This is a genomic window from Streptomyces noursei, from assembly GCF_016917755.1.
Lineage (GTDB): Bacteria > Actinomycetota > Actinomycetes > Streptomycetales > Streptomycetaceae > Streptomyces > Streptomyces yunnanensis.
In genome coordinates this window covers 2,549,185-2,575,754 of sequence record NZ_CP070326.1, presented here as the reverse complement: position 1 = coordinate 2,575,754, position 26,570 = coordinate 2,549,185, and the positions used below count along the sequence as shown (strand labels likewise).

Here is a 26,570-nt window from a genome sequence, read left to right as displayed (position 1 = left end):
GGGCCCGCCCCTTAGACTTGACCTTTGGCACCTTTGGCGCACAGGCATCGCGGACACGCGGGCGCAGAGCCGAGGCGAAGCGAGCCGCGCCAAGCCACACCACCGGAAGCACGGGAAGAGATGTCCGCACCCAATAAGTCGTACGACCCTGTCGAGGTCGAAGCCCTGAAACCGGAAGAGATCGCCCGACGGGTCGACGAGGCGCTGGCCGCCATCGCCGCCGCGGGCGACCTCGACGCGCTCGCCCAGGCGAAGATCGCGCACGCCGGTGGCACATCGCCGCTCGCCCTCGCCAACCGCGAGATCGGCGCCCTCCCCCCGCAGGCCAAGGCGGACGCCGGCAAGCGCGTCGGCCAGGCCCGCGGCCGGGTGGGCCAGGCGCTCAAGGCCCGCCAGGAAGAGCTGGAGGCGGAGCGTGACGCACGCGTCCTGGTCGAGGAGGCGGTGGACGTCACCCTGCCGTACGACCGGGTCGCGGCCGGCGCCCGGCACCCGCTGACCACCTTCATGGAGCGGGTCGCGGATGTCTTCGTGGCGATGGGCTACGAGATCGCCGAGGGCCCCGAGGTCGAGGCCGAGTGGTTCAACTTCGACGCCCTGAACTTCGTGCCGGACCACCCGGCGCGGCAGATGCAGGACACCTTCTTCGTCCAGGGCAACGGCACCCAGGGCGACGAGTCGGGCGTGGTGCTGCGCACCCACACCTCGCCGGTGCAGGCCCGCACGCTGGTCGACCGCGAGCCGCCGGTCTACGTCGTCTGCCCGGGGCGGGTCTACCGCACCGACGAGCTGGACGCCACGCACTCCCCGGTCTTCCACCAGATCGAGCTGCTGGCCGTCGACGAGGGCCTGACCATGGCGGACCTGAAGGGCACCCTGGACCACATGGTCCGGGCGCTGTTCGGTCCGGACATGAAGACCCGGCTGCGGCCCAACTACTTCCCGTTCACCGAGCCGTCCGCCGAGATGGACATGGTCTGCTACGTCTGCCGTGGCGCGTCCGTGGGCAACCCGGACCGGCCGTGCCGTACCTGCTCCAGCGAGGGCTGGATCGAGCTGGGCGGCTGCGGCATGGTCAACCCCAAGGTGCTCATCGCCTGCGGCGTCGACCCCGAGAAGTACAGCGGCTTCGCCTTCGGGTTCGGAATCGACCGGATGCTGATGTTCCGGCACAACGTGGAAGACATGCGCGACATGTTCGAGGGCGACGTCCGGTTCACCCGGCCGTTCGGGATGGAGATCTGATGCGGGTCCCGCTTTCTTGGCTGCGGGAATACGTCGACCTGCCGGCGACGACGACCGGCCGGGACGTCCAGGAGAAGCTCATCGAGGTCGGCCTGGAGGTCGAGACCGTCGAGCAGCTCGGCGAGGGCCTGAGCGGCCCGCTGGTCGTCGGCCAGGTGCTGACCATCGAGGAGCTGGACGGCTTCAAGAAGCCGATCCGCTTCTGCACGGTCGACGTCGGCCGGGCCAACGGCACCGGTGAGCCGCAGGAGATCGTCTGCGGTGCGCGGAACTTCGCGGTCGGCGACAAGGTCGTCGTGGTGCTGCCCGGCGCGGTGCTGCCCGGCGACTTCAAGATCGCCGCTCGCAAGACCTACGGCAAGAAGTCGCACGGCATGATCTGCTCCGGCGACGAGCTGGGCATGGGCGACGACGGCACGCACGGCATCATCGTGCTGCCGCCGGAGTACGAGGTCGGCACCGACGCCATCGAGCTGCTGGAGCTCCGTGACGAGGTGCTGGACATCGCCGTCACCCCGGACCGCGGCTACTGCCTGTCGATGCGCGGCGTGGCCCGTGAGGCGGCCATCGCGTTCGGGCTGCCGCTGCGCGACCCGGCGCTGCTGGACGTGGCGCCGCCGAACGCCGGTGGCTACCCGGTCCAGGTCGGCGACCCGATCGGCTGCGACCGCTTCACCGCGCGTACGGTGACCGGTTTGGACCCGGAGGCCCGCACCCCGATCTGGATGCAGCGCCGGCTGCAGAAGGCCGGGATGCGGTCGGTGTCGCTCGCCGTGGACATCACCAACTACGTGATGCTGGAGCTGGGCCAGCCGCTGCACGCCTACGACCGGACGACCGTCGAGGGTCCGATCGGCGTCCGCCGCGCCACGCCCGGCGAGGAGCTGGTCACCCTGGACGGCACCAAGCGGGTGCTGGACGGCGAGGACCTGGTCATCACCGACAACCGCGGCCCGATCGGGTTGGCCGGCGTGATGGGCGGCGCCAACACGGAGATCGCCGCGCCGGTCGCCGACCCCGGGACCGGGCGGGTGCACGGCACCACCGACGTGGTGATCGAGGCCGCGCACTTCGACGCGATCTCCATCGCCCGGACCGCCCGCCGCCACCGGCTGTCCTCCGAGGCCGCCAAGCGCTTCGAGCGCGGGGTGGACCCGGAGGCGGCGTCCGCGGCGGCCCAGCGGACCGTGGACCTGCTGGTGCTGCTCGCCGGCGGCACCGCCGAGGACGGCGTCACCGAGGTCGTCTCGCCGCGCGGGCCGCGGACGATCACCATCCCGGCGGACCACCCGGACAAGGTCGCCGGCGTGACGTACGGGCGGGAGACCGTCGTGCGCCGCCTCCAGCAGGTCGGCTGCGACGTCTACGGGCAGGACGAGCTGGTGGTCACCGTGCCGTCCTGGCGGCCCGACCTCGGCGACCCGAACGACCTGGCCGAGGAGGTCATCCGGCTGGAGGGCTACGAGAACCTGCCCTCCACGCTGCCGCTGCCGCCCGCCGGCCGTGGGCTGACCGAGCGTCAGCGACTGCACCGCCGGGTCGGCCGCGCGCTGGCCGGCGCCGGCTACGTCGAGACGCTGAACTACCCGTTCACCGGCCCGGCCGTCCTCGACCAGCTCGGCATCGAGCCGGACGACCCGCGACGGGACGCGGTCACCCTGGTGAACCCGCTCTCGGACGAGGAGCCGGACCTCCGCACGACCCTGATCCCGGGGCTGCTGGCCGCGCTGCGCCGCAACTACGGGCGGGGCAACCACGACCTGGCGCTCTTCGAGACCGGTCCGGTGTTCCGGGCGACCGGCACGGAGCTGCCGGCCCGCCGGCTGGTGGTCGACCGCCGGCCGACCGACGACGAGATCGCCTCGCTGGACGCCTCGCTGCCGCAGCAGCCGCGCCGGGCCGCGGTGGTCCTGGCCGGCGCCCGTGAGCAGGCCGGCTGGTGGGGTGCCGGGTACCCGTCCGGGTGGGCCGACGCCGTCGAGGCCGGTCGGGCCGTCGCCCGGGAGGCGGGCGTCGAGCTGATCGTCCGTCAGGACCAGCACGCCCCGTGGCACCCCGGCCGGTGCGCGGCGCTGCTCGCCCTGGTCGACGGCGAGGAGGTGCTCGTCGGCAACGCCGGTGAGCTGCACCCCCGGGTCGTCAAGACCCTCGGTCTGCCGGAGCGCACCAGCGCGATGGAGATCGACCTGGACCGGCTGGAGCGGGCCGTGGCCGGTTCGCTGCAGGCGCCGCGGATCTCCACCTTCCCGGTCGCCACGCAGGACGTCGCGCTGATCGTCGACGCCTCGGTGGCGGCGGCGGACGTGGAGACCGCCCTGCGGGACGGCGCCGGCGAACTGCTGGAGTCGGTGCGGCTGTTCGACGTCTTCACCGGTGAGCAGGTGGGCGACGGCAAGAAGTCGCTGGCCTACGCGCTGCGGTTCCGGGCGGACGACCGGACGCTGACCGCCGAGGAGGCCACCGCTGCCCGGGACGCGGCGGTCGCCGTCGCGGTCGAGCGGGTGGGCGCGGCCCTGCGCGGCTGACGCCCAGCGGCCCCGTGCCTCGTACGGGCCTCCGTCCACGCTGGTGGGCGGGGGCCCGTCGTGCTGTGCGGGCGGACGCCGCCGGCCGGTTCGGCACCGCTTCACACCGGGTGTGAACTCCCCCTGATTACGCTGGACTTACGGAGTCCGTACGTCCTTGGGGGCGAGGCATGGAGCCCAACACGCTGCTCGACGCGATCCTGGACGAGGCCGGCATCTCGCACGCCGGGCTCGCGGCGCGGATCAACCACCTCGGGCGGCGGCGCGGGCTCGCGCTGCGCTACGAGCACACGGCCGTGGCGCGGTGGCTCAAGGGGCAGCGGCCGCGCGGGCAGGTACCCGACCTGATCTGCGAGATCCTCGGCGAGCGGCTGCACCGGCCGGTGGGCCTGGCCGACATCGGGCTGAGCGGGCCGGGGGCGCGCCAGGATCCGGGCACCCCGCTGTCCGGGTTCGTCGAGCGGGCCACCGCGCTGTGGCGGTCCGACGAGCAGCAGCGGCCGCACGTGGTCGCGGCGCCCGCGCTCACCGGGACCTCGGCGATCATCCCGGTGTGGGAGTGGGAGAACCCGCCGGAGGACTTCGACGTCTCGCGCGACGGGATGACCCGGGTCGGGATGGCCGACATCGAGATGTTGCGGGTCGCGCGGACCCACTACGAGCAGATGTACCGGAAGGCGGGTGGTATCGCTACCAGAGCGCGCATCGTCGGATTCCTCAACACCGAGGCGGCGCCGCTGCTGCGGGGCAGCTACAGCGACGCGACGGGGCGTCAGCTGCACCGGGCGACCGGTGGGCTGGTGGCCGTCGCGGGCATCTGCGCGTACGACTCGGACGCTCTCGGGCTGGCTCAGCGCTACTTCCATCAGGCGCTGCGGCTGGCCAAGGCCAGCGGGGACCGCGGACTCGGCGCGTATGTCATCGCGCTGTTGGTCAACCAGTCCCTCTTCGTACGGGAGTACCGCCAGGCGGTCGCCTTCGCGGAAGCGGCCCTGCGCACCGCCGGCGGGCAGCTCACCCCGGCGCTCTCGGCCGACCTCTACGCCATGCAGGCCAAGGCGTATGCGCGGCTGGGCGACGGCACGGGCGCGCTGGACTGCATCCGGCGGGCCGAGGCCGCGGCGGAGCGGATCCGCCCGGGACTGGAGCCCGCCGAGACGGGCTATGTGCAGCCGGGCCTGGTGAACGTACAAGTGGCGGAGGCGCTGCTCAGCCTCGGGGACCTACGGTCCGCCCGGGAGCAGGCGGACGCCGCCGTGGACACCCCCGCACACGACCGCGGCCGGGTTCACCGGCTGGCCATGCTCACTCATATCGAGCTGCGCCAAGGGGATGCGGACCGGGCCGTGGCCAACGCCGCGGAGATGACGGAGCAGGCTCGGGGCATGGAGTCGCAACGCCTGCGGGACCGGCTGCGGGCGGTGCGCGAGCATCTGGCGGAGACCGGGAGCTCCGCGACGGACGAGGCTGCCGATCTCATCGACGAGGTGCTGCGCGTTCCGCTGTGACCGGGCTCGTGTCACCTTGCCGGCCCTCAAGCGGAAGGTGGCAGTTACGTGCGTTGGAACAATCTCAGCGAAAAGCCGGTCTACGCGAATCCCTGGTTCCGGGTCAATCTGGCCGATGTGGAACTCCCCGACGGCCGTCACCTGGATCACTTCCTGATCCGGATGCGGCCGGTGGCGGTGGCCACCGCGGTCAACGAGGCCAATGAGGTGCTGCTGCTGTGGCGGCACCGGTTCATCACCGACAGCTGGGGCTGGGAACTGGCCGCCGGCGTGGTGGAGGACGGGGAGGACCCGGTCGCCGCGGCCGCGCGGGAGATGGAGGAGGAGACCGGGTGGCGACCCGGACCCCTCCAACACCTCCTCTCGGTGGAGCCGTCCAACGGCCTCACCGACGCGCGGCACCACATCTACTGGTCCGACCGGGCGGAGTACCTCGGTGCGCCGCAGGACGACTTCGAATCGGACCGGCGGGAGTGGATCGACCTCAAGCTGGTGCCCGACATGGTCGCGAGGGGGGAGGTGCCGGCCGCGAACATGGCCGCGGCGCTGCTGATGCTGCACCACATCCGGCTCGGCTGAGGCCGGCCGGCCTCAGCGTCCGGACGCCTGCCACAAGGCGGCCGCCATCGCCGCGAGTCCCGTGAGCGCGGCGAGCGAGGGCAGCGGCCAGCGGCGGCTCTCCAACCGCGTGATGCGGGCCTGGAGTTCGTCCGCGTCCCGGGTGGTCTGTTCGCAGCGTTGGGCCTGCAGCCTGAGCTGACCGTCGACCGTGGCGGTGCGTACGTCGAGTAGGCGTCGCAGCTCCGCTAAGTCGGCGGCGATCGTATCGGGGTCCCGATGGGCGGTCACGTTCCGCTCCTCTTTCCTTCTCCGAGTGACGGTCGGGTGGTTACCCGCACCAGTCAACTGCCCAGGGAGGGAAGGCGGGAGCGTGTGCGGCGGGCGGATCCGGGTCAGCGGTTCACACCCCGTGCGAAGTGACGCAGGGTGAGCATTTCGCACGGGGTGCGAACCAGGCGCACGGAGATGGCGCATTCACACGCTGTCATCAACGGGGGGAAAGGGGTTGACTCTTAGTACGGGGGCCGAAGCCGGCGGTCGGGCGCCCGCCGGCCGGGTCCGCCCGCCGAACCATCCCCCGAGCGGCGGGCGGACGGCCCCCGTTTCCCCGTGATGGGCGTTCGGCCGAGCAGATGCTCGCTGACGAACGCCGGGGCGCTGTCGAAGGCGGTGCAACGCCGCCTTCGACAAAGGCGCTTGACGTGATCTGCGGCCTCGGATGGAATACCTCGACCGTTGCGAAATCTGTTCGTACCACCGGAATTGCTCCGGAATCAAACAGCTTTCCTTGGGGGGCCATGGAGAACGCCACCATCAGCATGGACGAATTCGACCTCGACCTGGATGTGGACATCATGGATTCGGCCACGGTCGCCGTGGACGCCCAGGAGTCGAAGCTCATGACGCAGGTGTGTCCGTCCACGTCCTGGCGCTGCGGCTGGTAACGGCCGCCGAGCCACAGGTGCGGGGTGGTGCCCGGGACGTGGTCCCCGCCACCCCGCACCGTTGCCAGGTGAAGGAGCGTACGGGGAGCGGGGCGGGGCCGGCGTGGGTGGTACGGGTGACGTTGATTTCGCATGCGGGACGGTGGTTCTGGTACGCGCCGCGGCCCTCCCGCTGCCCCCGGACGACGCCCCTGGGGGCGGTCCCGGCCGTCCGACGGGGCCCCGTACGACGAGGACCGGCTGCGCCGGAGGATAGCCGAACTCGCCGCCGATCCACGGCTCATGGAGGCGGTTGGCCTGGCCAGCGCGGGCCTGGCGGCGGAGGTCGACCGCGCCGTCGCGGGGGGATCGGCTCAGGCTCAAGTCCCTGCGTCGGATCGCGCTCTCGCTAGCTGCTGACACCGGGCTGGGACGCCCTGCGCGGCGGGGACTTCCCTCTGGTGCTCGCGCCCGATGCGGTCTCCCCGCTGGCCGGGGCGACCTTCAGCCGGTTCGCGCCGGTGCTCGGCCGGTCGGCCGCACAGGTCCGGGAGCTGGCGCTGCGCACCGAGCGGAGCGCACCGCAGGACGAGATCCCCGCCGCTGTCGCCTTCCGGCCCAGGGTGATGCGGTCCGCCAATGTGTCCGCCGTCCCCCAATGGCTTGCCCATCGCATCCCGTTGGGGGTCGGACCCGCCGCGGCGGAGACGGCCCACGACCTGCGCCTGGAGCACCTGGCGGTCTGCGCGGACACCGACGGCCTCCGGCTCGTCGACACCGCGACCGGCCGAAGGGTCCGGCCGCTGTCGTACTCGATGCTCAACCCCAGCGGCCGCCATCTTCCGTATGTGGCACGGTTCCTGCTGGAGATCGGGCAGGAGGGGCGGTCCTTCTGCGCGCCGTGGAGCTGGGGAGGCTGGGCCGCGGCCCCCGCGCTGCCACGGGTGCGCCACGGCCGGACCGTGCTCTCCCCGGCGCGCTGGCTGCCGGACCGCGCGCTGCGTGCCGCGGCCGACCGGGGGGGACGCGGAGTGGAGCGGACAGGTCGGGCGGTGGCGGCGGCGCTGGGTCGTCCCCCGGCGGGTGCTGCTCACCAAGGCCGACCACCGCGTCGCGGTCGATCTCGACGACCCGCTGCACCTCCTGGTGTTCCGCGACGAGGTGCGGCGGGCGCCCGGGCTGACGGTGGTGGAGCGGTTCGCAGGGCCGGCGGAACGGCAGTGGTTCCGGGGCCCCGAGGGTGCCCATGCCGCCGAGTTCTTCTTCCCCCTCTTCGCCAGGCCCACCGGCCCGGGCGTTGCGCGCGACACCCGGCGGGCCGGCCCCGTGGCGGCGCCGGTCCCGCCGCTTTCGGGCGAGTCCGCCACGGGCCGCGCAGCGCGTGCCCATCTGCCCGGTGGCGAGTGGCTCTACGCGAAGATCCATGTGCCGCAGGCCCGCCAGCCGGAGGTGTTGGCCCGCCACCTCGGGCCGTTGACCGATCCCGGGCTGCTGCGCAGGGCCGGCGTCGACCTCTGGTTCTTCGTCCGCTACGAGGATCCGGCCCCGCACATCCGGCTGCGCTTCCACGGCACCCCGGAGTCCCTGTGGCCGGTGCTGCTGCCCGAACTCCATGCCTGGGCGCGGGCGCGCGAGGAGGCGGGGGTCCTCGGGAAGGTGGTCCTGGACACCTACGAGCCCGAGGCCGAACGGTACGGGGGAGCGGCCGCCCTCCCGCATGCCGAGCGCTTCTTCCACGCCGACAGCGAGGCCGTCGTCGCGCTGCTCGCCGGGTCCGCCGCCCGGCCGGACGATCCGACGCTGCCGGCCGTGCCGGGCATACTCCACATCGTCACCCGCCTCGGCTCTCCGGAAGATGCGCTCGGCTGGCTCAGCGGCCCGGCGGTGCTGGCGCGCCGGGGGGACATCCCGCGGGAGCGGAAGCAGGCCGTCGCCGCTCTGCTGGACTCCCGGGCCAGGCCCCGGCCGCCGGCCGCGGCGGACGGCCGCGGCGGACGGCGGGGACGCGGGGTGGAGCGCCGGTGCCGCGGCGCTGTCCGGTCTGCGCGAGGTGCTGTCCGCCGGCGCGCCGGACCCCGGGCGGCGGGCACGGATCGCCCTGAGCCTGACCCATATGCACGCCAACCGGCTGCTCGGCCCCCGGCCCGAGCAGGAACTGGCCGCGCGGGTGACGGCCCGTGAGGCGCTCGCGCTGTGGCTCGGCCGGAAGCGGAACACCGGATGACCGCACCCCGCGCCCTGTGCGACGCGGCATCGGACACCGCCCACCGCGTCGCCGAGCTGCTGAGCTCGCCGGAGCGGGTGGCCGGCGCCGCCCGTAGCGCGTTCGCCGCGCTGCCGTCCGAGGTGCCGCCGCCCGCCTGGCAGCCCGCATCGCTGCTGCTGGGGCACCCCGGCATCGCGCTGCTGCACACCAGGTGCGCCCGGAACGACGCACGGTACGCGGCGACCGGGCACGCCCATCTCGCGGCCGCCGTCGCGGCGACCTCCGACGCCGGCCCGGCCGCGGTCGGTGACCTGCTGCTGCCCGCACGGCTCCACGCGCGCGCCCACGGCGGGTACACCCGGCTGCTGGCGCGCTCCGCCGAGGTGCACGCCGCACACGTCGGGGCGCGCGTCGCCCGGCTCGTGACGCGGCGGCAGGAGCACGGCCCGGGGCTGGCGTACGGCGACTACGACGCGATCTCGGGCCTGGCGGGACAGGCGCGCGGCCTGTTGGCGGCGGCCGACGACGGCGACGAGCGGAGCGCGCGGGTACTCCATGACGTCCTGGGCTTCCTGGTCGGGATGACGCACCCCGTGCGGCCCGCGGAAGGCGACGGGAGCCAGGTGCCGGGGTGGTGGTGCGCGCCCGACCGCTATCTCCTCCCGCGCGATCGCACGGAGTTCCCCGGAGGCGACCTCAACGTCGGCGTCGCCCACGGGATCTGCGGTCCGCTCGCGCTGATGTCGCTGGCGTACCGCGCCGGACACCGGGTGCCGGGCATACGGGACGCGCTGTGCCGCATGGCCGACTGGGTGGTGGGCGTGGGCCGTGCCGACGACCGCGGCAGCCAGTGGCCCGGCCTCGCGCACCGCCCGCGGGACGCGGTCACCGCCGTCGATCCGGGCTTCTGCCACGGCCGCGCGGGCATCCTGCACATCGTCGGTCGGATGGCCGCCGCCGGCGGGTCGACGGAGTTGTGGGCGGCGGCGGATGCCCTCGCCCGGGAACTCGTGGCGGACTTCGACGCCCGAACTCCCTTCGGCTATCGCCAGGTTCTGCCGCCCTCCGGCACGTCGCGGCCGGCACCGCACCGGGTCCACCACCAGGGGCTGCTGGACGGCGCCGCCGGCATCGCCCTCGCCCTGGCCGACTACGCCGACGCCCGCCGCGGAGCCGCGATCGAGGACACCGCCGGCTGGGACGCGGCGTTCCTCATGAGCTGAAGCGCCCCCCTCCCCGCCGCCCGGGCACGACCACGCGGCCGAACGGGCCGGGACTTTTCAGGGGCGTGGGGGCCCGCCAGGACCTCGGTCCGGGCGGGCCCACGCCGATGATTTCTCTAGGCGTCGATTTCTTTAGGCGTCCTGCCTGAAGGACGGGTTGCAGATGGTCGGGGCAGCAGCGGCTGACGTCTGGTGGGCGGTGCGGGTGTGTGATGCGGAACGTACGGCGACTGTCGATGGGTGGGTCGTGGAGGGTGCTTGGTCGGCGGCCATCGCCACCGTCGAAATAAGGGCGAGCAGGCCGACAGAGGCAGCATGCATCATGAGGTTAGCCTTACTTTATTTCGTGACCCTGTATCCGTGCGCGCATGTGAAGCCACGGTTAATGGGGTCGGGTAATCAATGAAATGCTCAAGCGACGCTACACGGGGCTGCACGGCATTGCGAAATCCAGCTCATAGGTCCTGGAGGGAACCATTGAGGCTCAGTCCGTGGCCCCATTCGAGGTCTGCTGCAGCCGGCCGCTCACACGCGCGGCCGCGCCCTCGTCGCCTAGCTCGCGGAATATGCCAAGAGCATTTTCCCAGAGTGTCTGCGCTGTATCGAGGGCGCCCGCATCGTGCCGGACTTCCGCCAGGGCCTCCAAAGCTCGCCCGGTTTCCTCGGGATCCTGGGTGCGGCGGGCCAAGAGGAGTGCGGACTCGAAGTGCTCGGTGGCCGGCCGCAGCTGTCGTATGGCGGCTTCCGCGTTCCCCAGGTGGCGCAGGGCGCGGCACTCCTCGTATCGGGCGCCGATGCTACGTGCGAGGTCAAGCGCCCGGGTGTGGTATTCGATGGCCTCGGGGAAACGCCCCAGACTGTGCTGGGCGGCGCCGAGGCCGATGAGTCCGTTGGCCTCGTTCTTCCGGTCACCGAGTCGCTGAAAATCGAGGAGGCAGTCCCGGTAGAGCTTTGATGCTTCCTTGGCGTTTCCGGCGAGTGCCGTAATGTCTGCGAGGTTGAATCGGGCTATCGCTTCGTCGTGCGGGTTTCTGATTTTCTTGGCGATGTCTAGTGCTTCCTCGATGCACCGTCGAGCGAAGGGGATATTTCCCATGCGTACATGGAGATCGCCCAGGTTGTTCTTCGTTTTGCCGACGGTCCTTGTGTCGCCGGCCCGCTGGGATTCGTCAATGGCTTCCAGGAAACGCTCCTGCGCCTTTTGGTACTCACCCAGGTGCAGCAGGACGATGGCGATGTTGTTCACGTACTTGGCGCGGTTGCCGGCGTTTCCGGATGCATTTTGTACGGCCAGCGCCTGCAAGTAGAAGTCCAGGGCCGTCCGGTACTTTCCGCGATTCCAGTCGAGCACGCCGAGCGCGCGCAGCGCCTCGCTCTCCGCATCCGGGTCGCCCAGGGCGCGGGCCAGTTCCAGTGCGCGGTGGCAGGCTTCCTCGGCCTGCGGGTAGTGGCCGGTCTGTGCGTGCGCGCCGCCTAGATCCAGCAGGGCGAGGCAGAGCGCGCGCCGGTCATCGGTGCGCTGCCAGTGGCTGACGGCGTGTCCGTGCAGCCGGTCGGCGTGTGTCCAGTGGCATTCGGCGTCGAGGAAGCCGGCCAGTATGTGACAGAGCTGGGCGGCGCGCCCGGGGGAGCTGTGAACGCGGTTGTAGTGCTCTGTGGTGAGGAGGTTGGCGCGTTCGAGGCTCAGCCATGACCGGGCGTCATCAACATCCCTGAAGGGAGGCAACGGCCAAGGTCCTGGGGCGAGTTCATGGATCAAGCGCAGCCGCTGGGGGTAGATCAGGGCGTCGGCCCGTGACGCGGTGCACAGATAGAAGTCGGTCAATCGGTCGAGGGCATTACACCGCTCGGCGTCGTCGTCCTTGGAGTTGACCAGGGCGCGCGCGTACTCACCGAGAAGATCATGAAATCGATACCGGTGCGGGGCGGGTTCCTGCAGCAGGTGGCACTGCAGTAAGGCTTCAAGAAGTCGCTCGGTTGCCTCCAGGGACCGGTTCAGCAGGGCGGCAGCCGCGTGTGGGCCGAACTCCGATCCCAAATGCAGACCGAGAAGGCGGAATGCGGACCGCTGGCCGGGCGTCAGCGTCTGGTACGAGATTTCGAATGCACGGCCTATTTCGCGGAAGCCGTCCCGGATTTCTCCCAGCCGTCCCGAACCGCGTGCGAGGCGCTCGCGGAGGGTGGCCAGCGTCCATGACGGGTGGGCGCTGAAGCGGTTGGCGACCAGCTCGATCGCCAGCGGCAAATACCCGCAAAGATGGACGATTTGCTCGACTTCCCTGATGTCCTGGCTGCGGTGCTCCCCGGCGAACTGCAGAAAGAGCGCAATCGCGTCCTGTGGCGGCAGTACGTCCAGAGCCAGCGAGTGGGCGCCGGGCAGGCCGGCCAGGTGCCATCGGCTCGTGACGATCGCCAGGCTGCGGGAGTCACTGGGGAGGAGGGGGATGACCTGGGAGGGCGAGGCGGCATCGTCCAGGACGAGGATCACGCGCCGGCGCGCCAGAATGGTGCGCCACAGTGCGGTGCGTTCCTCGATGTCGGCGGGGATGGCGTCGGCGGGAACGCCCAGCAGTCGCAGCAGCATGGCGAGTGCCTGGCCGGCTTCCAGCGGTTCCTGTACGCGGGCGTGGGCGCGGAGATCGAGATAGAGCTGCCCGTCCGGGAACCGGTCGCCCATGTGCCGCGCGGCGTTGATCGCCAGCGCCGTCTTGCCGATCCCGGCCATCCCGGAGATCGATTCCAGGGTGACCACCGACCCGTGGTCGGCAACCGCTTCGACGGTCTGGCTCAGCCGCCGTAGCTCCGCCTGCCGTCCGACGAGGGCGGATTGCCGGGGCAGATTGTGCGGTGCGGGCATCGTTACGGGCGGCGCGGCGCCGGAGGGGGCCGCGACGGACCACGTTGCCGCGGTGGCGCCGGCGGACGCGGCGGATGCGAGGGGCCCTGTGGGACCTGTGGGCCCTGTGGACCCGGTGGATCCGGCGGACTCGGCGCTCCCGGGAAGCAGGTCCTGCACCGGCGCGCGCCGGAGGATGCGCTGATGGATGTGCGCCAGTTCCTCACCCGGCTCCGTGCCCAATTCGGCGCGCAGTCTGCGTAAGGCGACCTGGTAGGCGCGGAGGGCGTCGGCGTGCCGTCCGCATCCGTAGTAGGCGACCATGAGGTGGCCGATCAGCGTTTCGTCGTCGGGGTGCTGGTCCACCAGGTCGGCCAGGTCCCCGACGACGTCGGCGAAACGGTGCAACCGCAGTTCGAGGGCGATCCGGGAGGACGTGACGCCGAGGCGCCGCTGGGCGAGCTTCCTTCGTGTGCGCTCGGGCCACAGCCCGGGTAGCCCGGCCAGTGCGTCGCCACGCCAGAGATCGTCGGCCTGGTGCAGGAGGTCGACGGCGGCTTTGGTGTCCCCGCGGTCCGCTGTGGAGCGGGCCTGGGAGGTCAGGTGCTGGAAGCGGTGCCAGTCGATCGAGCCCGCGTTCACGCGCAGCGCGTAGGTGTGCGCGTGACGTGAGATATGTGGCGAATCGGGTCCGGCGCCGTACTCGCGCAGTGCCTTGCGGATGCGCGATACGTAAACGTGCACGTTCTTACGGTCGTTGGCCGGCGCATCGCCCTCCCAGAGTCGATCGATGAGCGTATCCAGCGAGACCGGACGGCCGGCTTCCAGAGCGAGTGAGGCCAGGATCAGACGTTCTTTGTCCGAACCGAGGCCGAAACGGCGACTTTGTGCCACGAGTCCTACCGGGCCGAGCACTTGGATTTCCACCGGCGCCTCCCCCTGGCAGCGCACACCCCGCCGATAACGACTATGACAGGGGTCACAAAAGAGGGGCCAGAGGGCCTGGCGCAATGGCCGAATTACTATGCCATCGCTCTATGTCGGGGTCTCTGTGCCGTACTTGATGGGTAGCTCCCTTCCGATCAATGCGCGGCCGGTCGCCCGTCCGTGACCGATCCGTGAGCGAGTCGATCCACTTTTTGGTGCAGAGGTGATCGGTAGTGGGGTTGGCGGAACAGGGGGGCGGATGCGTCGGGACGGGAACGTGGTCGGCGGCGAGGCGCAGCTCAACGGCCCCGTCATCCAGGCGGGAGAGGTCACCGGTGGCATCCATCTTCATGGCGCCGAGCGGCGGCCACCCCTTCCGGTCCCACGCCAACTCCCGCCCCTCACTGCCCATTTCATGGGCCGCGACGACGACCTGGCGGCCCTGGACGCTCTGCGTTCCCGGCACGATGGACACGCGGCGCCGCTGATAGTGGTCAGCGGTCCTGCCGGCGTCGGCAAGACGGCGTTGGTGACACGGTGGCTGCGCGATACCAGTGAGGCGTATCCGGACGGGCATCTTTACGCCGACCTGCGCGGGCACTCCCCCGAGGGGCCAGCCGAGCCCGGAGAGATTCTCGGCCAGTTCTTACGGGCCCTCGGAGTGGGCCCGGTCCCGGCCGGGCTGGCCGAACAAGCCGCGCTCTGGCGCTCGGTCACCGCGAACCTCCGGATCGGCCTGGTGATCGACAACGTTCTGTCCGCGGCCCAGGTCCGGCCCATCCTGCCCGGCGGCAGAGGCGGCCTCACCGTCGTGACCAGCAGAAACCGGCTGACCGGACTGGGCGTGGACGGCGCTGTGGTGTACCACCTGGGCGTCTTGGACCCGGCGGCGGCCGAGGAACTCCTGTCGCGTGGAGTGGGTCGGGAACGGGTGCAGAAGGAGGCCGCGGCGGCTCGCGAGGTGGTTCTGCTGTGCGCCGGCCTCCCCCTGGCCGTATGCCTGGCCGCCGCGCGTCTCGCAGCGCGGCCCAAGCAGCCGCTGCGCGCCCTGGTCGACGCGCTCGCCGAGGATCGCGATCGCCTGGAGGAGCTGACAGTGGAAGGGGAAAAGGCGGTACGCAGCGGACTGGACGGCTCGTATGCGGTCCTGTCGGAGGGCGCCGCGCGGCTGTACCGGCGCTGGGGCCTGCTGCCGGTGCGGGTGTTCGAGGTGCGCAGCGCGGCGGCGGTCTGCGGGGTGCCCATGCGGGTGGCCGAGCGGCTGATCGACGCGCTGCTCGAGGCCAATCTGATCGAGGAGTCCGGGCCCGACGCGTATCGCTTCCATGATCTGGTGCGGCTCCATGCGCGCGAGCGCGGCTTCCTGGACGAGACGGACGGCGGCCGCAGCGAGACCCTGCGCCGGGCGTGCGACTGGTACCTGGCGACGGCCACTGAGGCTCAACGGTTGCTGACGCCCATTCAGTTCACCCTGCGGCGGGACTTCGCCTTCTGTCCCGACGGTCTCCCGCTCCCGTTCGACGACGAGATCGGGGCGCTGGAGTGGTTGGCCGCACACCGGCTGGACCTGCTGGAAGCCGTCCGCACCGCGACCGGACAGGGCTGGTACGACACGGGCTGGCAGATCGTCGACGCGATGTGGCCGCTGTTTCTGCGGCTGAGACACTACGGCCTGTGGATCGAGGCCCACGAACTGGGACTTGCCGCCGCGGAACGCGCCGGTGACCGGGCCGCGGAGCGCCAGATGCTCAACTCCGGCGCCATCGGCTTCACCAGCGCGCATCGCATCGACGACGCCATCGACTGGTACCACCGGTCCCTGATCGCCGCGCGCGAGGCCGGCGATGTGCGGGACGAAGGACAGGCGCTGCACGGTCTGGGCACATGCCATCGCGAGGCGGGCCGCACCGGGCAGGCCGTCTCGTACCTCGCCCAGGCCATCACGGCGTGGGAGAGCTGCGGCTATCAGCGCGGTGCCGCGCTGTCCCGGATCATTGTCGGTGAGATCGCCCTGGAGGGCGACGACATCGACCGCGCCGTCGGCTGCTTCTCCCAGGCGCACACCGTGCTGACCGAGGTACGGGACCCGTACGACGCGGCGCGGGCGCTGGCCTTCCTCGGATACGCGCACACACGGGCCGCAAGCCCGGGAAAGCGGGCCGCAGGCGCCGGGGCCGATGCCTACGAGCGGGGCATCGGCGAACTCCGGGAGGCACTGGCCGTATTCGAGGAGTCGGGAGCGACTCACTGGCGGGCCAGGGCCTTGGAACTGCTCGGCCGGAGTGCCCAGCACCATGGCGATACGGATGCCGCCCGGGAGTTCTACGAGCGTTCCCGGGCGGCTCACCTGCCGCACAGCCCTGATGAGGCGGAGCGGCTGGCGGGGCGGTTGGGCGAGCTGGGCGGGTGAAGCCGCTGGGGGGCGGACGCTCCCCAGGGACGCCCGAACAAAACCCGTAGGGGGCGCGAGGACCCCCTACGGGTCCACAACGCGCCGGGCGGCGGCGGTCTTCCCGTAGCTCGGCGTGTGAGCGACTCGTGAGTGCCTTGGTACGTACCAGGCTCTCAAACTGTGTATGTAGCGCGGGTGAGTACGACCATCGACGCCAGCTTGCCCCAGGGTTGTCCCGCTGCCGCCCAGCCGTACAGGCAAGAGGGGAGCAACGCTCGGTCCGCGGCCGTGGGCGGACTGCCACACCAGGACGGCGCGGGCACCAGGCACGGTCGCACCTGCCCCCGGCCGCCCCGGCGTTCCGCCACTGCCCAGCCCCCGTCATCCAGGGGCAGCGTGGCGAGCCGGCAGCCGACCCGGTCGGCGAGTACGTCCGTCACCCAGCGCAGGGCGTGGTCACGTGGGCGGGGAACGCTGCCGTGCAGCAGGTCGGCGCACCCGAGCCAGCGTTCTTCGGCACAGAGGTCGATATCGACCGCGAAGTGGTCATGCAGGCAGGGCGGTCGGCCTGCGTCGACGCGTTCATCGGCGGTCTTGGCCGTCCCGTCGCCCTGTGCGTTGACGACGTACACGCCTTCCCTCACGGCCTCCACCACATAGGCGCCCCCCGGCGTGCCGAGGACCATCCGCAGCGTCGGCGCCCCGGTGCCGGGCAGGGCCCACCGGCCGCCCGCTGTCGTGGCCGGTTCGACGCTCACCAGTCGGCCGCCGCGCCGCACCCATCGGGGCGCATCGGACGTGGACGCGGTCATGCCGGGACCTCCGACTCTCCCGCGTGCCAGGCGTCCCCGTCATCCCCCGCCACCCAGGTCTCCAGCGCCGGCGGAAGCGGCAGGCGCCGGGTGAGGGCGGGGAATGCGGGCTGGCCGAGGCCCAGGACGCGGTACATCAGCCGCCGCATGTTCCGGCTGAACCGACCCGGTTCGGAGGTGATACGCGCGGCGATGGCGGCGTAGTCCTGCCGTCGGTATTCGGCCGCCGCGTAGTCCAGTTGCTCCAGCAGCCCGTGGGCGGGCGACAGCGTGGGTGCGGTGAGGGCGAGCGCGGCGGCCGGCGAGGCAGGGTTGATCTCCGCTTCCGGTGACGCCGCCAGCAGGATCGGCGCGTGGGTGAGCGTGCCGTAGAGGGTGACCGAGCCGTGGTCCCCGATGATGCCGTCGGCCGCGATCAGGACCGTGCGCCAGTCCGCCTCGGGCGGCACCACCGCGATGCCCCGCGTCCGGCATTGCGCCAGCCAGGCGCGTACCTGCCAGGCCCCGTGCCCGGACCACACATTGGGGTGGACGAGGACGGCCACCCGTACCGAGTCGTCGTTCAGCTCGCTCAGGAGCCGGGGCAGCAGCGTCTCGAACGAGCCGAAGGACGAATGCGGACCCCAGGTGGAGACCACGCCGATCAGCCGCTCCCGGGCGCCGAGGCCGAGCGCCCTACGATAGGCATCGCGCTGCGGCAGGCTGATCGCCATCCGGTCATGCGCCGGGTCACCGGCCACGACCGCCACGGGAAGGGCCGCCGGGCAGTGACGTGCCAGTTCACCCGCATCGTCCTCGTGGGGCAGTACGACGGCGGCCGGCAGCGGCCTGCCGTCCGGGACGATGTCCCGCCGGGACAGTCCCGCCACCCACTGCTTGCCCGAAGGCCCCACCCGCTTGAGGTAGTTGGCGCCATGAGGCAGTGTGATCAGCGGTCCCCGGATCTCCTCCACGCCACGCGGACCGGCGGCCAGTACGAGATCGAACTCCATCCGCACCGCTTCCTGCCAGGTGAGGTGCACACTGCCCAGCCGGCGGAGCAACTGCGCCACCCCGTCGCTGAACTCATGCGGCGGCGCGGTGAACATCACCTGGACGCGGAAGTCCGACTCCAGCAGCGAGAACACCTCCTGCAGCCGCTTCCCGTAGGTCACGGTGTGCACGATGACCAGGACGCGTTTGCGGCCGACCAGCGTCAGCCACTCGCGCTTGTGCTCCGGTTTCTGGCTCTCCCGCCCCGGTCCGTAGGACGTGGTGATTGCCGACATGACATCCCCCAATGCCTGCTGTCCGCCGCCGTCGTCGTGACGGCCGCCTCCCGTTGCCCCCTGCCGATCCGCGGGGGTATGGAGGAGATGCCCGGGCGGGTGTGCGAAAGGCTTGCCGGGGGGTTGCAGAAAACTTGCGGCGCGGGCGACGCCGACAGGTCCTGGAGCGTCTGCGCCGGTCAGGGCGTGTCGTCGTCGAAGGTGGCCAGCCAGCGGGCGGTTCGAACGGATCGGAGTGCACGCCGCGTTTCCGCGCCGCTGACGTGAGCACCCACCAGGCACGGTCGTCGCCGACCGGGGCTTCGGCACCGCGGCCGACGACCAGGCCCAGACCTGGGCCGGACGTGGATTCTTCGCCCGCAACCTCCCGCGGACGACCACCCTCAGCCGTTGAGACAGGAACCGATGTCTGGCCGTCGGACGGGTGCCCTCCAACAGCTCCGACCGCGTGGACGAGTTGCCTGCGGGGAGGGGGAGCGGCGCCACTCGTTCGCCGCGCCACCACTGGCGCCGCTCCAGGTGAACTCCCCCTGAAGTAGCGCCACTTGATGACGTCGGCGCGCTCCCTGGTACGAGTAGAACCCCGACCCGCTCTTGCGCCCGAGCCGGCCCGCGTCCACCATCCTCTGCAGCAGCGGGGGAGCGGCGTACAGGGGCTCGTTGTACTCCTCGTACAGGCTGACGATGCGGGCGACTACTGCCCGGATGTCATCGAGAGTGCGGACTTCTGGAGCTCCCCGGAGTGTATGGGGAGCTTTGCCCGTCCGCCGTCAACGCCTCGCGGACATCGGCCGCCGGCGGGCCAGCCCTGCCCTGGAGTCCACAGCCGTCCTCCCGCCGGGACTCGGCTTGCTCGCGAAAGGGCGCTACGAGGAGGCCATCCCGCCGCTGCGACGCTCGGCCGACCTCGAACGCGAGGGCGGAAAGCCCGAGCGGGAGGCATACGCCCTGATCAACCTCGGCCGCGCCCTGTCCCGTTCGCAGCGAACAGCGAGTCCGTCGCCTTGGCCCGCAGCCTCGGGCAGCACGACCTGGAGCGATCGGCCCTCAGCTTCCTGGCCAAGGCCCAGGCGGCGCTGGGCCACTCGGGTGCGTATCGCGTCGTGCTCGATCTGCGGGAATCGCCCTCGCGGCGGGGCCTGAACCGGTAGATCTTCTTGCGTGACGCGGCCCTGTGGGATGCCCACACGGCCGGTGCTCCTCGTCAGGCGGGGACGGCCGTGGTGTCGAAGGTCAGGTGGACAGCCTGATCGTGGAGGGCGGCGGTGCTGACGACCGCGACGGTCTCATCTCCGATCGCGGCGAGGGTGGCGGTGTAGCCGCCGTACGTGACTGCCTGCGCATCGACCTCCGTTCCGTCGACGACGAGCTGGCCTGTTCCGGTGGTGAGTACGTTGGGCAGCCAGATCGGTCCGTCAGGCGAAGAGTTGAAGAGGAACTCACCCAGGAGCGCATCGGGCTTCAGCGTGGAGAACACGCGGACGTGCTCAGGCAGGCGCCGCTGGGTGGTGACCTGCACCAGCATGGTGTGCTCCTCGTAATATCCGAGGTCGAGCCGCTGGAGGAAGCCGTCGACGGACCCCTGGCTCACCAGGCGGCGCCATCCGGGCTGGGGCCGTACGAGGACGGCCACCGGGCGGCTGAACGCCCGGAGAGTCTCCAGCCAGATGCGATCGTCGGGACGGCCCGGGTGGGCGGAGCTGTGGAACATGACGGCCCTCTCTGGATGGTCGCAGCCGCGAGCGCGGTGCCTTCATCGTGGCATCGCACCGGCGTTCGCGGGCCGGAATATCGACGGACCCGATCATGGAGGACACCGCGGCGGGGCCAAGGAAAGGTGCCTGCCGCGCGCGGGGCCCGAGGCGTCCGCAGCAAGGGTGCGTATCGGGTCGTGCTCGATCTGCGGGAATCGCCCTCGCGGCGAGCCTGAACCGGTAGGTCTTCTTGCGTGACGCGAGTACAACTGACGGACGAGGAACGGGAGTTCATCGGGCCGTACCTGCCGATCGGTGAGTACGGCCCGTATCTCGGGGTGTGCAGCAGGCGTCCAACCGTTGCCGCGCTGACCGGGTGGCCCTGAGTGGTCAGCGCGGCAGGCCAGGGACCGCAGCGAGAGCGTGGTCCAGCGCAACGGCGAGACCGGATCGCCCCGGGTGTGCGGCTCGATCAGCGCTTCGAGCGCGGCAGCAGACCGCCCCGGGCCGCTGCGAGAATCCCCGACGAGCGCGCCTTCGCCACCAAGGGTGACCTGGCCAAGGCCATGGTGACGCGTGCACTGGCTTCGCCGCTGCCCGTCGCCTGGGTGACCGCGGACTCCGCCTCCGGCCAGGAATGGCGGATGCGCCGCATGCTGGAGGAGGCCGGCGTCGGCTGCGTCCTGGCCGTGCCGAAGTCCCAGTATGTCCTCGCCGCCACGGCATCAGCGGCAGCCGAAAGGGGGCGGCAGAGACGGTTCCGGCACTCTTGCCCCGCTCACCGTGGCAAAGATCCGGCGCCTCATGGCAGTTGGCCGTCCCTCGGCCACGCACCTTCGGCGCGCCGGCCACGCGCTGAACTGGTCCCGCTGGCGCCGCCACCACCAGGCCATCGCCAGACGCTGCCACTACCGCCGCCGCACGCGAGGTCGCGAACTTCCACAACCCGACGGAACGTCAGCCAAATACGCCCAGGGGCGCGGCCCTGACCAGCAGTGATAGCGAACCGTGACTGGAGTGCTAGTCAGCGAGCCGGCTCGCGCGGCGGCTGGATGCGGGTGTCTGGTTGATCTCGTTCATGCGGCGACCGGCTCGGGGCGACAGTTACTCGCTCATTCTGACGATGCGGCCTGCCAGGCCGTCGAGAACCCTTTGAAGCCCGTACGCGAACTTGTCGTCGCGCATCTCGCGCGGGTCCCTTCCCCGTAGCGAGGCGTATTGCTCCCGCAGTTGGGGGTGGTCCTGCACGGCTTCCTCGGCGGCCGGCCACAGGCGCTCCATCCACTCCCGCTCGTCCTCTCCGCTGCGGGCGAGCATCGTCAGCCAGGCGGCCTCGCTGGTGGTCATGCCGATGACGTACGCGGTGAGGGTGGTCACGGCGTGATCGACCTCGTCCGCGGGGAAGCCCGCCTTCTGGAGCACGTCGAGCATCGTCTCGGAGATCCGCATCATGTTCGGCCCGAGGTACGACATCCCCACCCCGCCGAGGACGGAGGCCATCCAGGGGTGCCGCAGAATCGCTGCCCGCAGACTGTGGGCGCAGTCGCCGACGGCGCTGCGCCAGTCTGCCCGTGCCCCGGCGTCCGGGACCTCGATCTCGCCGTAGACCTCGTCGACGACCAGCTCGATGAGCTCGTCCTTGTTGGCCACGTGCGAGTACAGGGAGGCCGCGCCTGCGTTCAGGCGGGTGCCCAGGTTGCGCATGCTCAGGGCGTCGATCCCCTCCTCGTCCAGCAGCCGGACGGCCGCGGAGACGATCTGCTCCGGGCTCAGCGCGGGCTGTTCCCGCTTGCGGCGTTGGGGGCGGGTCCACACCGACGGAATCGGCTGCTTCTTGTCGACCGGCATGCGTGCGGCCTCCTCTCTCTGCGGCTCAGGATATCCCCTGCTCCGCACGCCGTACGTAGTTGCGAACACCGTTCGGACCACCGTACGATGTTCGAAGAAGTCGTGGACCGTTCATCACCGTTCATCACAACGAGGGAGACGTCATGTCGAAAAACCTGAGCCGCGAGGTGTCCGAGCTCGTGAACCGGGAAGTGGCGCGGGCCGTCGGCCGGGCCGACCGGGCGGTCGCGAGGGCGGTGCACCGCGAACTGAGCCTGGAGGGCTCGGCGTTCACTCGGGACGGTCTGCGCAGGTTGCGCGACACCCTGGCCGGACCTGTGGACTCCGGTGCGATCCCCGGCTTTGTCGCCCTGATCGACCGGCACGGGCAGACCCACGTCGAGACGATGGGAACGCTGCACACGGGCGGCGCCGAGCCGATGCGCCGGGACACGATCTTCCGGATGGCCTCGTCGACCAAGCCGGTCACCGCGGCGGCCGTCATGACCCTCGTGGACGACTGCCGACTGCGCCTGGACGACCCGGTCGACCCCTGGCTGCCCGAGCTCGCCGACCGACAGGTGCTCAAGCGGATCGACAGCCCGCTGGACGATACCGTGCCGGCCCGCCGCGCGATCACTGTGCGGGACCTGCTGACCTTCACGTTCGGGTTCGGAGCGGTCGTGGCAGCGCCGGACACTTACCCCATCCAGGTCGCGATGCGCGAGTCGGGGCTCTACAGTGACGGCGCCTTCCCGTCCGGCGACCCCGACGAATGGATGCGCCGCCTCGGCGCACTTCCCCTGATGTACCAGCCCGGAGAGCGGTGGCTGTACAACACGGGGGCCGATGTGCTCGGCATACTCATCGCCAGGGTTACAGGACAGTCGTTCGGGTCGTATCTGCAGGAGCGCGTCTTCGCGCCGCTCGGGATGACGGACTCCGGATTCTGGGTGCCGCAGGAGAAGATCCACCGACTGCCGACCAGTTACGCCCACGACCCGGAGACCGGCGCCCTCGCGGTGTACGACGAGGCGGCCGGTGGCCGGTTCAGCAAGCCGCAAGCGTTCGAAGTCGGCGGCAGCGGCCTCACCTCGACCGCCGACGACTACCGTGCGTTCTGTCGGATGCTCCTCAACAAGGGCATGGGGGACGGAGTGCGCGTCCTGTCCCGGCAGTCGGTTGAGCTGATGACCGCCGACCAGCTGACGCCGGAACAGAAGATCGAGAAGGACCAGTTCCCCGAGCTTTTCGGGAACCACGGCGGTTTCGGCTTCGGAATGGGCGTACGCACCCGCCGACTGGGCTTCGCCGGGGTCGGCCAGTTCGGCTGGGACGGCGGATTGGGCGTGTCGGTGCAGATGGACCCGGCCGAGGACCTCACCTTGATCCTGCTGACCCAGACGGCGATGGACACCCCGGATTCACCGCACCTGGTGAACGACTTCCAGACCTTGGCCTACCAGGCGATCAACGACTGCTCGGGCCAGCGCATTGGCGAATGAGATCGTTCCATCCTGAACGCGCAGGTCATGGGGCTGGCGTGGGTCGCGACCGGGATGTTCGTACCAGCCGGAAGTGCGACCCTTCGCCGGTGATCGTCCGTCAACCCTGAACCTCGGTGTCGGTCATCACGAGCAGGGCGCGGAGGAGCTCGGCGGGACCAGGTCCCGCCGCGCCCTTCCGATTGGCGATGACGTAGGAGGGCACTCGGAACGACGGCCCCACGCCGGGTTGAACAAATCAGCCCAGCACGGTTCCGTGCGGCTGTGGTGGCGGCTCACTGATGGCGCGGGCCCGAGGACGCCGAGTTCGCGGAGCACGGACAGGCCAGCCGTAAGCCGCAGGGGTGCCCCCTCGACATCGGCCTCGGCGGCGCGCACGTGGCGCTGGACCTGCCGCGTCACAGGTACGGGAGAGACGGCGGCGTCGTGCTGCTGAGGCCGTGGCCAAGAGGTCGGCGGCGGGTGGTGCTCTCGTCCGGCCGGGCCAGGCTGCGGCGGGCCAGGACCCAGCGTTGGTGGGTGGGCTGATCGCGTCGAAGTCGTCGATGGCGGGCAGTTGGGCTGCGGCCCAGTCGTCGCCGCGCGGGCCTTTGGCGCCGTTGCGGCAGGAGTGGTGCCCCCAGGCGTCGTCGGGTGCCTGGGTGACGGCGAAGTCGATGCGGCCGAGGGAGTGGACATGCTGGGACTTCGGCAACGGCCAGGACGCAGCCGACGCCGGCCGCCCCAGCATGCGGCGCGTCCGCCATTCCTGGCCGTAGGCGGAGTCCGCGGTCACCCAGGCGATGGGCAGCGGCGAAGCACTCCCGCAAGCTGACGAAACGTCAGTCACATGCGCTCAGGAACACGGCCCCGACCAGCAGGAACAGCGACACCCCCATGGCGATCGTGGCGATGTCACCTGTGGTGTTCCGGTGCTTTCTTCGCCTTTGGTACATCGCCTAGCGTCGGTCGTAGGACCGGTGCATGGCGGGCCAAGAAGTCCCACAGCTGGTCAGCGACTGGTCCGTGCGGCCGGTCGCGCCGGCGAGCTGCCGAGAGTTCCTCAACCACACCGGGAAAGTGCCGTCCGGCGATGGAAAGCAGGCTTCCGTCACGCAACTCGGTCTCGATCATGAACCGCGGCACGTGTCCCCACGCCATGCCGTGCAAGATCAGCTCCTTCTTCATGAGGTGGTCCGGAACGGAGCTCCGGGGCGCGCCGTCGACCAGGAAATGGCCTTGCTCCGACGGATGCCGCGCCGAATCCCGGACCACGCATTGGGTGAAGGTCTGCATCCGCTGCGGTGTGATGTCGGTGTCCGGAGGGAAGGGCAGGAAACCGGGCGCCACGACGGGCACCAGCGCGACGCGGCCGAGATCGATCCACTCCATCCGCACGTCGCTTTTGGGGACGCGGTGCACGATGAGGTCGGCTTCGTCCTCCAGCAGCCGCTCCCAGGGGCCGGTGACCGTCTCGAACTGCAGGTGCAGTCGTGTCTGCGGGCACTGCGCGAAGAAGCGGCTGAGCATCTCCAACACCGGTGGGAGTGGACACAGGTCCCCCAGCACCACTCGCAGTTCGGCCTCTTCGCCCATCGCCAACTGCGCGGCGTAGGTCTGCAGTTCCTCGGCCTCGTGTAGCAGGAAGCGCACCTTGCGGTGGAAGGCGTGCCCCGCCTCGGTGAGCTGAACCCGATAGCCCGAGCGATCCAGCAGGTCCAGGCCCAGCTGGCGCTCCAGCTTGGCGACTGCTGCGAACACAGAAGGGTGCGAGCGGTGCAGCCGCTCGGCGGCGGCCTGGAAGCCGCCGTCGAGCACAACGGCGTTGAAGCACTGCAACTCGTGGAGCGTGAAGTTTGACATTGTCCAGCCAACCTACAGGGCTCGTTCGATCTTTGTAATAGAACTCTGCAGGTGGCGTTCATAGGCTGAGCGCATACCCGCTAGATCACTGGAGCTGACATGACTTCTCAGACCCGTACTGCCATCACCACCGGCGATGGCGTCCGCATCGTCTACCGCTTCGACGGTGACGAGAACAAGCCGGTGCTGCTGCTCTCGAACTCCATCGGCACCGACCTCCACATGTGGGATGGCCAGGTGTCGGCCCTGACCGAGCACTTCCGGCTGCTGCGTTACGACGCGCGCGGCCACGGCGCTTCCGATGTCCCGAGCGGCCCGTATTCCCTGGACCGACTGGGGCGCGACGTGGTGGAACTGCTGGATGCCCTGGGCCTGCAGCGGGTGCACGTGCTGGGCCTGTCTCTGGGCGGAATCGTCGCGCAGTGGTTGGGGATCCACGTTCCGGAGCGCGTTGACCGCCTGGTGCTCTCCAACACCGCCGCGTACCTCGGCCCGGCGAATCAGTGGGATCGACCGATCGCCGAACTGCTGGAAGCCTCCGACATGCAGGTCACCGCGGAGAGGTTCCTGCACAACTGGTTCCCGGCCCGCATGCTGCAAGGCGACGACGAGGTTGTCGAGGGCTTCCGCCGCACCCTGCTCGCCACGCAGCGCGAGGGCGTGGCCGGGAGCTGGGCTGCGGTGCGCGACTACGACCTGCGCCGCACGGCCACGCTCATCCACAACCCGACACTGGTCATCGCGGGCGAGCACGACACCGTCACGTCCGCCGACCACGGGAAGGAGCTCGCCGCGACCGTCCCCGGCGCGCGGTTCACCGTCCTGCCCACGGTGCACATGGCGAACGTCGAAGCGCAGGCGGAGTTCGTGGACGCTGTGGTGGCCTTCCTCGCAGAACGGTCTTGACGGTTACTGCGTCGTGTCTGGACGGCTCCTTCCCACTGCCCCGACCAACAGGCTCTTACCTTGATTCCGCCGGTGATCTTGGAGTTTCCCGATGCGTCGGTTGCAGGCGTTCATGCAACTCGCCGCCCTCGGAACTTCTCCGCCTGCGCGGAGATGTCCCAGACCAAGAGAGAGCGACCTGGTTGAGCGGTTTCCACATGCCGCCGGCATCGTCCGCAGAAGGACTTGTCATGACTGGGGTGACCCACGCACCCTCGCCGCCGCACCAGGGCAGACGTTGGTGCACCCTCGAAGGCACCGCGAGTGTCAAAGACATGGGTACCGCCAAGCCTCCTGGCTGGTAACTCCAAGAGGTTGGCGCCTACGTCAA

General features: G+C 70.6%; 17 protein-coding genes and 6 pseudogenes. 13 read left to right on the top strand and 10 right to left on the bottom strand.

Annotation, left to right across the window (positions count from 1 at the left end):
* Window positions 1-120: 120 nt before the first annotated feature.
* The 4 genes from pheS to JNO44_RS11370 all read left to right on the top strand — a co-directional run bounded on the left by pheS (window position 121) and on the right by JNO44_RS11370 (window position 5,857).
* Window positions 121-1,245, top strand: a complete 1,125-nt coding sequence (gene pheS / locus JNO44_RS11385; RefSeq protein WP_205363599.1) for a phenylalanine--tRNA ligase subunit alpha — start codon at window positions 121-123, stop codon at window positions 1,243-1,245.
* Window positions 1,245-3,770, top strand: a complete 2,526-nt coding sequence (pheT, locus tag JNO44_RS11380; RefSeq protein WP_205363596.1) for a phenylalanine--tRNA ligase subunit beta — start codon at window positions 1,245-1,247, stop codon at window positions 3,768-3,770. Before pheS ends, pheT begins: the two co-directional genes overlap by 1 nt.
* A gap of 170 nt (window positions 3,771-3,940) precedes the next feature.
* Window positions 3,941-5,278, top strand: coding sequence for an NsdA family TPR-like regulatory protein (locus JNO44_RS11375; RefSeq protein ID WP_205363594.1), 1,338 nt, complete (start codon window positions 3,941-3,943; stop codon window positions 5,276-5,278).
* A gap of 48 nt (window positions 5,279-5,326) precedes the next feature.
* Entirely contained in the window at window positions 5,327-5,857 is a 531-nt protein-coding gene (locus JNO44_RS11370) for an NUDIX domain-containing protein (protein WP_039637920.1), read from the top strand.
* A gap of 12 nt (window positions 5,858-5,869) precedes the next feature.
* Here the strand turns inward: JNO44_RS11370 and JNO44_RS11365 are convergent, their stop codons facing one another.
* Window positions 5,870-6,127: a hypothetical protein gene (locus tag JNO44_RS11365; protein WP_205363592.1), complete on the bottom strand. Its 258-nt coding sequence runs from the start codon at window positions 6,125-6,127 to the stop codon at window positions 5,870-5,872.
* A 509-nt stretch (window positions 6,128-6,636) separates the two neighbouring features.
* Between JNO44_RS11365 and JNO44_RS11360 the strand changes: the two genes are divergently transcribed.
* The 5 genes and pseudogenes from JNO44_RS11360 (at window position 6,637) to JNO44_RS11350 (ending at window position 10,191) form a co-directional block, all read left to right on the top strand.
* Window positions 6,637-6,783: a hypothetical protein gene (locus JNO44_RS11360; RefSeq protein ID WP_167390757.1), complete on the top strand. Its 147-nt coding sequence runs from the start codon at window positions 6,637-6,639 to the stop codon at window positions 6,781-6,783.
* 440 nt (window positions 6,784-7,223) lie between these two features.
* Window positions 7,224-7,715: pseudogene (locus JNO44_RS45130) on the top strand (lantibiotic dehydratase); the annotation flags it as partial.
* Window positions 7,609-8,646: pseudogene (locus JNO44_RS11355) on the top strand (thiopeptide-type bacteriocin biosynthesis protein); the annotation flags it as partial. The pseudogenes JNO44_RS45130 and JNO44_RS11355, both read left to right, overlap by 107 nt.
* Window positions 8,618-8,986 carry a lantibiotic dehydratase C-terminal domain-containing protein gene (locus JNO44_RS45125; RefSeq protein WP_420882745.1) on the top strand — a complete coding sequence of 123 codons (369 nt, stop codon included), beginning with the start codon at window positions 8,618-8,620 and terminating at the stop codon, window positions 8,984-8,986. The pseudogene JNO44_RS11355 and the gene JNO44_RS45125, both read left to right, overlap by 29 nt.
* Entirely contained in the window at window positions 8,983-10,191 is a 1,209-nt protein-coding gene (locus tag JNO44_RS11350; protein WP_205363582.1) for a lanthionine synthetase LanC family protein, read from the top strand. Before JNO44_RS45125 ends, JNO44_RS11350 begins: the two co-directional genes overlap by 4 nt.
* Before the next feature lie 484 nt (window positions 10,192-10,675).
* Here the strand turns inward: JNO44_RS11350 and JNO44_RS11345 are convergent, their stop codons facing one another.
* A complete protein-coding gene (locus JNO44_RS11345; protein ID WP_205363580.1) occupies window positions 10,676-13,954 on the bottom strand; it encodes an AfsR/SARP family transcriptional regulator in 3,279 nt (1,092 codons plus the stop codon).
* A gap of 259 nt (window positions 13,955-14,213) precedes the next feature.
* Here JNO44_RS11345 and JNO44_RS11340 point away from each other — a divergent pair, with 259 nt between their 5' ends.
* The gene (locus tag JNO44_RS11340; protein WP_205363578.1) at window positions 14,214-16,364 is read left to right on the top strand and encodes a tetratricopeptide repeat protein; all 2,151 of its coding nucleotides are present in this window, start codon (window positions 14,214-14,216) and stop codon (window positions 16,362-16,364) included.
* A gap of 155 nt (window positions 16,365-16,519) precedes the next feature.
* Here the strand turns inward: JNO44_RS11340 and JNO44_RS11335 are convergent, their stop codons facing one another.
* The 5 genes and pseudogenes from JNO44_RS11335 to JNO44_RS11315 all read right to left on the bottom strand — a co-directional run.
* The gene (locus JNO44_RS11335; RefSeq protein WP_205363576.1) at window positions 16,520-17,158 is read right to left on the bottom strand and encodes a hypothetical protein; all 639 of its coding nucleotides are present in this window, start codon (window positions 17,156-17,158) and stop codon (window positions 16,520-16,522) included.
* Window positions 17,155-18,426, bottom strand: coding sequence for a hypothetical protein (locus JNO44_RS11330; RefSeq protein WP_205363574.1), 1,272 nt, complete (start codon window positions 18,424-18,426; stop codon window positions 17,155-17,157). Before JNO44_RS11330 ends, JNO44_RS11335 begins: the two co-directional genes overlap by 4 nt.
* Before the next feature lie 569 nt (window positions 18,427-18,995).
* Window positions 18,996-19,106 (bottom strand): annotated as a pseudogene (locus JNO44_RS11325) (3-hydroxyacyl-CoA dehydrogenase family protein); the annotation flags it as partial.
* Window positions 19,107-19,630: 524 nt separating this feature from the next.
* The gene (locus tag JNO44_RS11320) at window positions 19,631-20,137 is read right to left on the bottom strand and encodes a hypothetical protein (protein ID WP_205363572.1); all 507 of its coding nucleotides are present in this window, start codon (window positions 20,135-20,137) and stop codon (window positions 19,631-19,633) included.
* A gap of 311 nt (window positions 20,138-20,448) precedes the next feature.
* Window positions 20,449-20,608: pseudogene (locus tag JNO44_RS11315) on the bottom strand (ISAzo13-like element transposase-related protein); the annotation flags it as partial.
* 21 nt (window positions 20,609-20,629) lie between these two features.
* On the opposite strand from JNO44_RS11315, the pseudogene JNO44_RS44795 reads away from it, so the two are divergent.
* Window positions 20,630-20,830, top strand: a pseudogene (locus tag JNO44_RS44795) (transposase); the annotation flags it as partial.
* A gap of 394 nt (window positions 20,831-21,224) precedes the next feature.
* Here the strand turns inward: JNO44_RS44795 and JNO44_RS11305 are convergent.
* Window positions 21,225-21,968 (bottom strand): TetR/AcrR family transcriptional regulator, encoded by a 744-nt coding sequence (locus JNO44_RS11305; protein ID WP_205363570.1) that lies wholly within the window; start codon window positions 21,966-21,968, stop codon window positions 21,225-21,227.
* 143 nt (window positions 21,969-22,111) lie between these two features.
* On the opposite strand from JNO44_RS11305, the gene JNO44_RS11300 reads away from it, so the two are divergent.
* A complete protein-coding gene (locus JNO44_RS11300) occupies window positions 22,112-23,452 on the top strand; it encodes a serine hydrolase domain-containing protein (RefSeq protein WP_205363568.1) in 1,341 nt (446 codons plus the stop codon).
* Window positions 23,453-23,922: 470 nt separating this feature from the next.
* Here the strand turns inward: JNO44_RS11300 and JNO44_RS45120 are convergent.
* Both JNO44_RS45120 and JNO44_RS11295 read right to left on the bottom strand, forming a co-directional pair.
* Window positions 23,923-24,251, bottom strand: a pseudogene (locus JNO44_RS45120) (IS701 family transposase); the annotation flags it as partial.
* A gap of 95 nt (window positions 24,252-24,346) precedes the next feature.
* A complete protein-coding gene (locus JNO44_RS11295) occupies window positions 24,347-25,294 on the bottom strand; it encodes a LysR family transcriptional regulator (protein ID WP_205363566.1) in 948 nt (315 codons plus the stop codon).
* A gap of 99 nt (window positions 25,295-25,393) precedes the next feature.
* On the opposite strand from JNO44_RS11295, the gene pcaD reads away from it, so the two are divergent.
* Window positions 25,394-26,200 (top strand): 3-oxoadipate enol-lactonase, encoded by an 807-nt coding sequence (gene pcaD, locus JNO44_RS11290; protein WP_205363564.1) that lies wholly within the window; start codon window positions 25,394-25,396, stop codon window positions 26,198-26,200.
* The last annotated feature ends 370 nt before the right edge of the window (window positions 26,201-26,570 follow it).